10 protein-coding genes and 1 pseudogene are annotated in these 11,123 nt (G+C 71.9%); 6 read left to right on the top strand and 5 right to left on the bottom strand.

The window, feature by feature from the left end:
• From ACH4DZ_RS29215 to ACH4DZ_RS29200, 4 genes are all read left to right on the top strand, one after another.
• Positions 1-150, top strand: a 150-nt coding sequence (locus ACH4DZ_RS29215) for an alpha-glucosidase C-terminal domain-containing protein (protein ID WP_398290376.1), incomplete at its 5' end; no start/stop codon positions are given.
• A 14-nt stretch (positions 151-164) separates the two neighbouring features.
• On the top strand, positions 165-1,583 hold the full coding sequence (locus ACH4DZ_RS29210) for a maltokinase (RefSeq protein ID WP_398290360.1): 1,419 nt from the start codon (positions 165-167) through the stop codon (positions 1,581-1,583).
• A gap of 128 nt (positions 1,584-1,711) precedes the next feature.
• On the top strand, positions 1,712-3,874 hold the full coding sequence (gene glgB, locus ACH4DZ_RS29205; protein ID WP_398290375.1) for a 1,4-alpha-glucan branching enzyme: 2,163 nt from the start codon (positions 1,712-1,714) through the stop codon (positions 3,872-3,874).
• 208 nt (positions 3,875-4,082) lie between these two features.
• Positions 4,083-4,985 (top strand): Gfo/Idh/MocA family protein, encoded by a 903-nt coding sequence (locus ACH4DZ_RS29200; RefSeq protein ID WP_398290359.1) that lies wholly within the window; start codon positions 4,083-4,085, stop codon positions 4,983-4,985.
• A 106-nt stretch (positions 4,986-5,091) separates the two neighbouring features.
• Here ACH4DZ_RS29200 and ACH4DZ_RS29195 read toward each other — a convergent pair whose 3' ends face one another.
• The 3 genes from ACH4DZ_RS29195 to ACH4DZ_RS29185 form a co-directional block, all read right to left on the bottom strand.
• Positions 5,092-5,454, bottom strand: coding sequence for a DUF4180 domain-containing protein (locus ACH4DZ_RS29195; RefSeq protein WP_398290358.1), 363 nt, complete (start codon positions 5,452-5,454; stop codon positions 5,092-5,094).
• A gap of 57 nt (positions 5,455-5,511) precedes the next feature.
• Entirely contained in the window at positions 5,512-6,885 is a 1,374-nt protein-coding gene (locus ACH4DZ_RS29190; protein ID WP_398290374.1) for an MFS transporter, read from the bottom strand.
• A 143-nt stretch (positions 6,886-7,028) separates the two neighbouring features.
• Positions 7,029-7,610, bottom strand: a complete 582-nt coding sequence (locus ACH4DZ_RS29185) for a TetR/AcrR family transcriptional regulator (RefSeq protein WP_398290357.1) — start codon at positions 7,608-7,610, stop codon at positions 7,029-7,031.
• Positions 7,611-7,688: 78 nt separating this feature from the next.
• On the opposite strand from ACH4DZ_RS29185, the pseudogene ACH4DZ_RS29180 reads away from it, so the two are divergent.
• Positions 7,689-8,591: pseudogene (locus ACH4DZ_RS29180) on the top strand (DMT family transporter); the annotation flags it as partial.
• Positions 8,592-8,612: 21 nt separating this feature from the next.
• Here the strand turns inward: ACH4DZ_RS29180 and ACH4DZ_RS29175 are convergent.
• Positions 8,613-9,269: a LysE/ArgO family amino acid transporter gene (locus tag ACH4DZ_RS29175; protein ID WP_398290356.1), complete on the bottom strand. Its 657-nt coding sequence runs from the start codon at positions 9,267-9,269 to the stop codon at positions 8,613-8,615.
• 70 nt (positions 9,270-9,339) lie between these two features.
• On the opposite strand from ACH4DZ_RS29175, the gene ACH4DZ_RS29170 reads away from it, so the two are divergent.
• Positions 9,340-10,275: a LysR family transcriptional regulator ArgP gene (locus ACH4DZ_RS29170; RefSeq protein ID WP_398290354.1), complete on the top strand. Its 936-nt coding sequence runs from the start codon at positions 9,340-9,342 to the stop codon at positions 10,273-10,275.
• Between the two features lie 30 nt (positions 10,276-10,305).
• Here ACH4DZ_RS29170 and ACH4DZ_RS29165 read toward each other — a convergent pair whose 3' ends face one another.
• Positions 10,306-10,839: a hypothetical protein gene (locus tag ACH4DZ_RS29165; RefSeq protein WP_398290353.1), complete on the bottom strand. Its 534-nt coding sequence runs from the start codon at positions 10,837-10,839 to the stop codon at positions 10,306-10,308.
• Positions 10,840-11,123: the final 284 nt, after the last annotated feature.

The raw sequence follows: 11,123 nt of genomic DNA, 5'->3' as shown, positions 1-11,123 counted from the left end.
CCCGTCGAACTCATCGGCGGCGTCCGCTTCCCCGCCATCGGCGAACTCCCCTACCTCCTCACCCTCGCCGGCCACGGCTTCTACTGGTTCCGCCTGCACAAGGACGCCACCCCGATCACCACCAAACGCCGATTGACGGTGTGCTCCTGAAAGGACGGGTCGACATGCGCAAGGTCGTAGCACCCCGCCCCAGCGGCCACAGTCCGGCCCACCTGCTGACATCGCTCGCCGACCTGCTCCAGGCGTGGCTGCCCGAGCAACGGTGGTTCGCGGGCAAGGGCCGGCGGGTCACAGACCTCTCCCTGCTCTCGGTGACCGAGCTGCATCCGGCGTGCCTGCACCTCCTGGTCAGCACCGGGGACGGCGCCTCCCCGTCCCGGCCCGGGGACTGCTACCAGTTGCTCCTCGGTGTCGGGGACGTCCTGCCTCCCCGGCTGGCCCACGCCCGTATCGGGCGCGCGAGCCAGGGGCCGCTGGCGGGCCTGACGGTGTACGACGCCCTGCAGGAACCGCGGTCGGCGGACCTGCTCCTGGAGCGGCTGCGCACACCGGGAACGGCGGGCCCGTTGCGGTTCGAGCGTGACGCGAAGGTGGCCGTCCCGGCCGGCCTGACACCGCGTCTCCTCGACGCCGAGCAGTCCAACACCAGCCTGGTGTACGGGAACGCCTACATTCTCAAGATTTTCCGGCGGGTCCGGCCCGGCATCAATCCGGACCTGGAGGTGCCCTGGGCCCTGGCCCGCCAGGGGTGCACCCGGGTACCGGCCCCCGTGGCCTGGTTCCGTACCTCGGAGCCGCAGCCGGCGACACTCGGTGTGCTCCAGCCGTTCTTGCCGGACGCCGTCGACGGATGGACCCTGGCGCTCGAATCGCTCACCGCGGGACGGGACTTCCGGGAGGAGGCGTACGAACTGGGGCGCGCGACCGCCGAGGTGCATCTCGCGCTGGCCGCGGCGTTCGCCCTCGGCGCGCCCACCGCGGACGGGAACAGGAGGCTCGCGGCCGCGATGATCGAGCGCCTGGACACGACGAGCCGTTCGGTGCCGGAGCTGCTTCCCCATGTGGACGGTCTGCGGGGCGCCTTCGACGAGCTGGCCGCCCTCGACTCGGGCCGTCCGGTGCAGCGGATCCACGGCGATCTGCACCTCGGTCAGGTGCTGTGGGCCGGGGAGCGCTGGTCCGTCATCGACTTCGAGGGCGAACCGGCCCGCCCCATCGCCGAACGCCGGCAGCCGCAGTCCCCCGTCCGCGACGTCGCGGGCATGCTGCGGTCCTTCGACTACGCCGCCCGCAGCCGCCACCCGTGGCGTCCCGAGTGGGCGCGTCGCTGCCGTGACGCCTACTGCGCGGGATACGCAGTACAGGCACGGTGGGACCCGCGTGCGCAGCGCGAGTTGCTGCGGGCGCACGAGACGGACCGGGCCGTGTACGAGGCCCTGTACGAGGCACGGCACCGGCCCGACTGGCTGCCCGTGCCGATGGCGGCGATCGCCCGGCTCGCCGAGCACGCCCCGGCCCCGCCCGGCGGTCCGCACACGCCGGTTCCTTCCTTCCACTCTTTCCACAGCGCCCAAGGAGGCTGAAAACCGTGGCAGCCCGCGATATCTCCGTACCCCTGACCCCGCCGCCGTCGGAGGATGTCCGGCCCGTCGAGGCCGGTCCCTGCGAACCGGGGCCGGGGGGACCCGGCGGGCGACCGCCGGTGTCCTCGATGGAGGTGACGGACCGGGAGCGGCTGCTGTCGGGGACCCACCACGATCCGCACGCGCTGCTCGGGGCGCATCCGGTGCCGGAGGGTGTCGTCGTCCGTGCGCTGCGGCCGTTCGCCGAGTCCGTGGCGGTGGCGCTGCCGGACGGGCTGCGGATGCTGCTGGACAGCGAGGGCGGTGGCCTCTTCTCCGGTGTGCTGCCGCTCGACGCGGTTCCCGAGTACACGCTGGTCGTCGGATACGCGGGCGGTGTCGAGCTGGAGGTGGAGGATCCGTACCGCTTCCTGCCCGCGCTCGGGGAGCTGGATCTGCACCTCGTCCGCCAGGGCCGGCACGAGCAGCTGTGGCGGGCGCTCGGGGCCGAACCGATGGAGCACCAGGGTGTGGCGGGCACCCGCTTCACGGTGTGGGCGCCGAACGCCCGCGGCGTACGGGTCGCCGGGGACTTCACCTTCTGGGACGGTACGCAGTTCCCGATGCGCTCGCTCGGCGCGGCCGGGGTGTGGGAGCTGTTCCTGCCCGGTGTCGGCGAGGGCGCGCGGTACAAGTTCGAGATCACGTCCCGGCACGGCGACCGGTTCCTCAAGGCGGACCCGATGGCCCGCCGCGCCGAGGTACCGCCCGACACGGCGTCCGTCGTCACGGCCTCGCACTACGAGTGGAACGACGCGCAGTGGCTGGCCCACCGCGGTGACACGCCGGTGCACGAGGCGCCGTTCTCCGTGTACGAGGTCCATCTCGCGTCCTGGCGACCGGGCCTGACGTACCGTCAACTGGCGGACGAGCTGCCCGCGTACGTCAACGACCTCGGTTTCACCCATGTCGAGCTGATGCCGGTCGCCGAACACCCCTTCGGCGGCTCCTGGGGCTACCAGGTCACCGGCTTCTACGCCCCCACGTCCCGGCTGGGCACTCCCGACGACTTCAGGTACCTCGTCGACGCGCTGCACCGGGCCGGCATCGGCGTGATCATGGACTGGGTGCCCGCGCACTTCCCGAAGGACGACTGGGCGCTGGGCCGCTTCGACGGGGAGCCGCTCTACGAGCCCGGGGACGACCGGCGGGCCGAGCACCCGGACTGGGGCACGTACGAGTTCGACTACGGCCGCGTGGAGGTGCGCAACTTCCTCGTCGCCAACGCCGTGTACTGGTGCGAGGAGTTCCATATCGACGGGCTGCGCGTCGACGCGGTCGCCTCCATGCTCTACCTCGACTACTCCCGCGACTCCGGCCAGTGGACGCCGAACGTCTTCGGCGGCCGGGAGGACCTCGACGCGATGGCGTTCCTCCAGGAGATGAACGCGACGCTGTACCGGCGGGTGCCGGGGATCGTGACCATCGCCGAGGAGTCGACCGCCTGGAACGGCGTGACCCGGCCCACCACCGACGGCGGTCTCGGTTTCGGGCTGAAGTGGAACATGGGCTGGATGCACGACTCGCTGGAGTACATCAAGCACGAGCCCGTGCACCGCAAGTACCACCACGACGAGATGACCTTCTCGATGGTGTACGCGTACAGCGAGAACTACGTCCTGCCCATCTCCCACGACGAGGTCGTCCACGGCAAGCAGGCCCTGGTGTCGAAGATGCCCGGCGACTGGTGGCAGCGGCGCGCCACCCACCGCGCCTACCTGGGCTTCATGTGGGCCCACCCCGGCAAGCAGCTCCTCTTCATGGGACAGGAGTTCGCCCAGGGCGCGGAATGGTCCGAGGCGCACGGTCCCGACTGGGGGCTGCTGGATCCCGCGTACGGCGCGGAGGCCGACCACCGGGGGGTGCGTGATCTCGTCCGCGAGCTGAACCGTCAGTACCGGGCGGCCGGCGCTCTCTGGGAGCGGGACACCGATCCCGCCGGGTTCGCGTGGGTCGCCGGGGGCGCGGCGGAGGACAACGTCTTCGCGTTCCTGCGTTTCGGGGCGGACGGGGCGCCCCTGCTGGCGGTCTCCAACTTCTCGCCCGTGGTACGGCACGAGTACCGGCTCGGGGTGCCGGACGATGTGCCCGCGTGGCGGGAGGTCCTGAACACCGACGCGCTGTGCTTCGGCGGCGGTGACGTCACCCAGGACAGTGCGGTGCGGGCCGACGGGGAGGGGTGCCAGGGGTGGGCGGCGAGCGTGCGGCTCACCCTGCCGCCGCTGGCGACGGTGTGGCTGCGGCCGGCGTAGGCCCACCCTGCTCAGGGGCTCCGCCCCCGCCCCCCACTCCCAGGGGCGCGGGGAACGGCGCAATCTTTTGAGGGGCGCGGGGAACTGCGCGACCATCCCCACCGGGCCGCAGACGAACCCTCAAGGCCCACCGGGGCACGTCCCGCCCACTCTGTTCGTTGCTACGGTCGCCGCTTCCCGGCAAAGATCCCGCGCAGATTGGACCCCCGTGGCCGACAACGCCTCCCCCTGGCCCCACTCCCCCGTCAAGGTCGGCCTGGTCGGCGCCGGCCCATGGGCGCGCGGAGTGCACGCGCCCCTGCTCGCCGCCGGACCCGAGACGGAGCTGACGGCGGTGTGGGCGCGCCGCCCCGAGGCGGCACAGGAGACCGCCGAGCCGTACGGGGCCGTCGCGGTGGCACGTTTCGAGGAGCTGCTCGACCGGTGCGAGGCGGTGGCCTTCGCGGTGCCGCCGGACATTCAGGCGGACCTCGCCGGGCGTGCGGCCAGGGCGGGCAAGGCCCTGCTGCTGGAGAAGCCGATCGGCCTTGACGTGCCGTCCGCGCGGCGGCTCGTCGACGCGATCGACGAGGCCGGGGTCGTCTCGCAGGTGGTCCTGACCAACCGCTATCACCCCGTCGCGCAGGAGTTCCTGCGGGCCGCGCGGGACATCGAGGTGGCGGGCGCCCGTTCGGCCTGTCTGAGCGGGGCCTTCCTCGGAGGCGACTTCGCGACCCCCTGGCGTCTTGAGCACGGCGCGCTGCTGGATCTCGGGCCCCACATCCTGGACCTGCTGGACGCCTCGATGGGGCCGATCGTACGAGTCCGGGGCGCGGGGGATCCGCGTCGGTGGGTGGAGTTGACCTGCGAGCACGAGAGCGGTGCGGTCAGTCAGGCCTCGCTGTCCGGGTCGGTCGCCGTGCAGCCCGGGATCATGCGGGTCGAGCTCTTCGGCCCGCGCCCCGGGCTCGTGTACGACAACGCGGACCTCGACCACGACGAGTGCTGGCCGGTGCTGCGCCAGGCCTTCGCCTCGGCGGTGCGCACGGGGGTGTCCGGCGAACTGGACGCCCGCCGCGGCCTGTACCTCCAGGAACTGATCGCACAGGCCGCGTCGAGCATCGAGGACTGAGGACTCAGGGGGCTGCGGGGGCTGAGGGCGGAGAAGCTGAGAGTGGAGAGGCCCGGGGGCCCGGGGCGCTGGGGCCTGGGGCCTGCGGCGCTGGAGGCTCCCGCCTTCAGCCGCGCAACCGCTCGTCCAGCTCGTCCGCATCGGCGACGAACCACGTCTGCCGCCCGCGGTTGCACTCCCGCACGAAGTCGCGCAGCGCGGAACTGTCGGCCGTATGGCGGGAGATGTCGCCGACAACGACGAGCCCGAGGCGGTAGTTCGCGAACTTCTGGACGATGTCCCCGGCGACACGCGTGCTGAGCCGGAAGAACGTCTCGTCCAGCCGCTCGGCGGGGACGACGGCCCACCGCGCCCCCTGGTAGGAGGCCTCGCCGATGACGTCCAGGGCGTCCCGTTCGCTGCCGATGGGCTCGCCTTCGGCGGCGCACAGGAAGACGGGCACGTCATGGATCGTCCGCAAGGTGTTCATGACAGGCGAGGCTAGTTCGGTACGCGCACGGAAGCGACGTAATTCGTCGGCGGTGGCTCAGGTGCTCGCGCTGTAGCGGCGCAGCGCGGGCATGGTCGCCGCCAGCAGCAGCATGGAGACGACGACCAGCAGGCCGCCGCCCGCGACGGCCGTACGAGCGCCCAGCGCCGACCCGGCTGTGCCGTGCAGCACGTCGGCCAGTCGCGGGCCGCCCGCCACGACGACCGTGAAGACGCCTTGCATCCGGCCGCGGAGTTCGTCGGTGACCGCCGAGAGGAGGATGGCGCCGCGGAAGACCATGGAGACCATGTCGGCGACTCCCGCGGCGGCGAGGAACGCCACGGCCACCCAGAGGTTGGCGCTCAGCCCGAAGCCGGTGATGGCCACTCCCCACGCGACCACCGAGACGATGACCATGAGGCCGTGCCGGCGTGCCCGCGAGAAGGTGCCCGACATGAGTCCGCCGACCACCGCGCCGATGGGGACCGCCGCGAAGAGCAGTCCGAGCGCGAGGCCCTCGCCGTACGGCGCGTACGTCTGCGAGGCGAGCTGCGGGAAGAGCGCGCGCGGCATGCCGAACACCATCGCGATGATGTCGGCGAGGAAGGACAGCAGCAGCACCTGGTTGAGGGAGATGTAGCGGAAGCCCTCCGCGATGCCCTTCAGCCCCGCCCGGCCGGCCGCGGCCGTGGCGGTGGCCAGGGGCGGCAGCGCGGGCAGCCGGTAGACGGCCCACACCGTGGCGCACAGGGCCACGGCGTCGATCAGGTAGAGCTCGGCGAGGCCCACGACGGGTATGAGCGCTCCGGCCAGCAACGGTCCCGCGACCAGGCCGGTCTGCATGACGGTCGAACCGAGCGCGTTCGCCGCGGCCAGCTCCTCCTTCGGTACGAGCCGGGCTATGGAGGCCTGCCGGGCCGGGGAGTTGAGGCCGAAGAACGCCTGCTGGAGGGCGAGCAGCACCATGAGGACGGCCACCGAGCCGAGTCCGGTGACGGCCTGGATCCAGAAGAGCAGGGAGGTGACGGCTATTCCGGTGTTGGTGACGAGGAGGAGCTTGCGCCGGTCCACGGTGTCCGCGATCGCGCCGCCCCAGAGCGCGAAGACGACAAGGGGCAGCAGTCCGGCGAAGCTCGCGTAGCCGACCCAGGCCGAGGATCCGGTGATGTCGTAGATCTGCTTGGGTACGGCGACGGCGGTGAGCTGGCTGCCCACGGCGGTGACGATGGTGGAGGACCACAGGCGGCGGTACGCGGGCCGGCGCAGCGGCCGGGTGTCCATGGCCCAGCGGCGCCACCCGCTCCTCGGCCCGTTCGCCGGTCCGCTGCCGTCCGCCGGATTCCTCGGGTCGGCCGCGACCGCGGGCGCGGTGTCCTCGATCCGCCGCTCCGCGCTGTCGTCCGCACTGCTCCTGCTGGTGTCCACACCCATCCTGATGGCCTTGCCCGCTCTGATTGCTAGATACATCTTTCGATCAGAGGTTCACTATCGCCGATGCGGAGCGATCCTCGCGCGGTGGGTCGGTCCGTGGACAGGCCGACCGGTCAGCGGGCATCCCACCAGCGGGTTTCCGGTCAGCGGGTCAGGAGGAGCGCCGCCTGCTCCCGGGCGTGCTCCAGCGCCCCGGGGAAGATGCCCAGGCCGAAGGCGACGAGCGCGCCCTCGTGGAGCAGCATCAGGCTCCGGCCCAGCGAGTCGGCCGAGTCGGGCGCCAGCGGGCGTACGAGATCGGTGAACAGTCCGAGCATCCACAGCTTCTGGCCGGTGATGATCGCGTACGCCGGGTGGGACGGGTCGTCGATCTCCGCGTGGGCGTTGACCATGCTGCAGCCCCTGGGGCTGTTCGCGTCCATCCACTCGCGGGACACCTCGAAGACGGCCAGCACACTGTCCGCCGGCGACTCGCAGGTGTCGAGGCGGGCGGCGAGGCGGGCGCGCCAGCGCTCGTCGCGGTCGGCGAGGTACTCGACGACGATCTGCTCCTTGGAGCCGAACCGGTCGTAGAGCGTCTTCTTCGTGACACCGGCCTCGGCGGCGATCAGATCGACGCCGACGGCGTGGATCCCCCGCTTGTAGAACAGTCGCCCGGCCGCGACCAGGGCGCGGCGGCCGGCGGGGGTCATCGGTACTCGGCGGGGCGTGTCCGTGCTGCTCATCCCTCCATTGTAGACCGTTCTGTATACTCGACCGAAACGTGTAAACAGATCGGTATACTCTTGGAGGTGCGCAAGGCCGTGAACATCCTTCTGTCGATCGCGTTCGTGGGTGCCTGGAGCTCCGGCTTCATCGGGGCCAAACTCGGGTCGGGCAGCGCCTCGGCGGTCACGCTCCTCATGTGGCGCTTCCTGCCGCTGGCCCTCGTCCTCGGCGTCGTGGCCCTGACCGCCGCCCGGTCCTCCTGGCGCGGCCTCGGACCCCGTGACCTGCTCCGGCAGGCCTGCGTCGGACTGCTCTCGCAGAGCGGCTACCTGCTGACGGTGTACTACGCGATAGAGCTGGGTGTCTCCAGCGGGACGACCGCCCTCGTCGACGGTACGCAGCCGCTGGTGGCCGGTGCGCTGGCCGGGCCGCTGCTGGGCGTGGCGGTGTCCCGTACGCAGTGGCTCGGGCTCGGGATGGGCGTGGCCGGGGTCGCCGTCGTCACCACGGCCGACGCGGGCGCCGCGACGGGCGTCGAGTGGTGGGCGTACCTCGTGCCGTTCCTCGGCATGCTCAGTCTGGTCGGGGCGACGTTCCTGGACCGGAGGTCCCGCTCGGACGTCGGTCCGATGGTGTCGATGACGGTGCACGCCGTCACCAGCGCCGTCGTGTTCACAGCACTGGCCGCGCTCGGTGGAGGGCTGACGCCCCCTGCGGACGGTTCCTTCTGGACCGCGGTGGTGTGGCTCGTGACGCTCTCCACGTTCGGCGGGTACGGGCTGTACTGGCTGATCCTGCGGCGCTCCGGGGTCACCGAGGTCAACACGCTCATGTTCCTGATGGCCCCCGTCACGGCCGTGTGGGGCGCGCTGATGTTCGGTGAACCCTTCGGCGCGCAGACGGCGGCGGGACTCGGACTCGGACTGCTGGCCGTCGCCGTCGTGCACCGGGGCGACCGGGGTGACCGCAGCGACCGGGGCGCCCCGCGGGCGCGGGGCGGCCGTCGGCGACCCGCCCCCTCACACCCCGGCGATCAGTGTGGCACCGAGCACGATCATCGTCGCGGCGATCAGGGCGTCCAGTACCCGCCACGCCGACGGCCGGGCCAGCAGAGGGCTGAGCAGCCTGGCGCCGAAGCCGAGGGCCGCGAACCAGACCAGGCTGGCGATCACCGCACCGAGGCCGAAGGTCCAGCGCCAGGGGCCGCGGTCGGCCGCGATGGAGCCGAGCAGGAACACGGTGTCCAGGTAGACGTGCGGGTTCAGCCAGGTCATCGCCAGACAGGTGAGGACGGCCCGGCGGCGCGATCCTCCCGCCCCCGCGCCGCCCGCCGCCCCTGACGTTCCCGCCGCTCCCGCCGCTCCCGCCTCCAAGGTCAGCGCCGAGGGTTTCAGGACCCGGCGCGCGGCGAGGCAGCCGTACCCGATCAGGAAGAGGCCGCCGATCAGCCCTACCGCGGTGAGCACCGACGGCCAGGCGACCACCGCCGCGCCGACACCGCCGACACCCAGCGTGATGAGCGCCGCGTCGGAGAGGGCGCAGATGGCCACCACGGCGAGTACCGCGTCCCGGCGGACGCCCTGGCGCAGAACGAAGGCGTTCTGGGCGCCGATGGCGACGATCAGGGAGAGGCCGGTGCCGAACCCGGCGGCCGTGGCGGTCAGAGCGCTGTTCACACCGTCCACGCTAGGAAGCCGACCGAGGAAAAGTACAGCTAAAGATTCTTACGTATCCTTAGCGTTTGTGATGACAGACCTTCCCCTGGACCAGGTGCGGACCCTGCTGACGGTGGTGGACGAGGGCACCTTCGACGCGGCCGCCGCCGTGCTCCATGTGACGCCGTCCGCGGTGAGCCAGCGGGTGAAGGCCCTCGAACAGCGCACGGGGCGTGTGCTGTTGATGCGTACGAAGCCGGTCCGGCCGACCGAGTCCGGTGAGGCCGTCGTGCGCTTCGCCCGGCAGCTGGCCCGGCTGGAGCGCGACACGCGCGCCGAACTGGGCATGTCCGGCACCGAGGAACCGGCCCGGCTCTCGATCGCGGTGAACGCCGACTCGCTGGCGACCTGGTTCCTGCCCGCGCTCTCCCGCGTGCCCGAAGGGCTGTCCGTCTGCTACGAACTGCGCCGCGAGGACCAGGACCACACGGCCGCGCTGCTGAGGGAGGGCCTCGTGATGGCGGCCGTCACCTCGTCGCCGGACGCGGTGACGGGCTGTTCCGTCCGCGGTCTGGGACGTATGCGGTACGTCCCGGTGGCCGGCCCCGCCTTCGCCGCGCGCTGGTTCGCAGGCCGGCCGGGCGCCGCGCCGCGGGACGCGTTCGCCGACGCGCCCGTGGTGACCTTCGACCGGCGGGACGACATCCAGGACGCCTTCGTACGCGGCTCGCGCGGGCCACGAGGTGCCCACGGGCCCCGTGGCGCGAGTGCGGTGCGGCATCTGGTGCCGACCTCCGAGGGCTTCGTCGAGGCCGTCGCCGCCGGGATGGGCTGGGGCATGGTCCCCGAGGTGCAGGCGGCGCCGCTGCTCGCCGCGGGGCGGCTCGTGCGGCTCGCGGCGGACCGGCAGATCGACGTTCCGCTGTTCTGGCAGCAGTGGAAACTCGACTTCCCGGCGCTGGCCGCCGTCGCCGAGGCCGTCTCCGCGGAGGCCGCCGAGGCCCTGGACGGCGGCCCGACCGCTTGAACACCCACGAGCCGGGACCGGCCGGAGGGCTCAGGAGGCCGGCCCGGGCCCCGCTTCCCTCTCCAGGTAACTGATCACCTGGGCGGCGAGGCTGTCCTGCGCGGAGTCGGCGCGGGCGCCCACTCCCACGGAGGACTCCTGCGGGCCGATGCCGCCCGACCACAGGTACCGCTCCGTCCACTCGTCGTCGACCTTCAACTGCACCTGGATGTCCACCAGGGAGAGGCAGCTCTCCGGCGCGGCGGCGTACAGGACGGAGGTGACCCGGCGCAGCGGGTAGACGTCGAAGCCCTCGATGAACTGGGAGTTGCGCCAGTCCAGGAACGCGCTCTCGCCGTCGGTCCCGACCCGGACGTCGAGTTGGCCGTCTTCCAGATGGATGCCGAAGTGCACGGTCGTACGGTTCTCGACGGTCACCCGGAAGCGGAAGTAGACCAGGCCCTCGGCCGCGTCGTCACGCCCCCGCGGCGGCCCGGCCTTCTCCAGACCATGAACGCGAACGCGCAGGCCGGCATGCCCGTCGTCGTACTCCTGCCAGTCACCGACCACATTCGGCTCGTACACAGTCCACCTCTCGACCTCAGAGGGCTGCTTCCTATCTGGGCGGGCGACGGGGTGTCAAATGCGCGGAATGGGCGTTGGCCAGGGATTTCACCCCACTTGATCATCGATCAAGCCGTGCCCAGCCGAAACCTTCGCCCCAGACGTCACGGGCACCCTCCCGACGTGCTGCACATCACGTCCCGCGCCCCGGGCCGGGAAGCCGCCCGCGGCCCGGTTCGCGGGACGGCCGCGGCTCTCCCACCTGCCGACAAATCGGACCGTCGTGTTGACGAAGAGGCCGTCCA

Source organism: Streptomyces sp. NPDC017991 (assembly GCF_044328075.1).
GTDB lineage: Bacteria > Actinomycetota > Actinomycetes > Streptomycetales > Streptomycetaceae > Streptomyces.
Note: the sequence above shows the minus strand (reverse complement) of the source record. Positions and strands in the feature narration are given on the sequence as shown.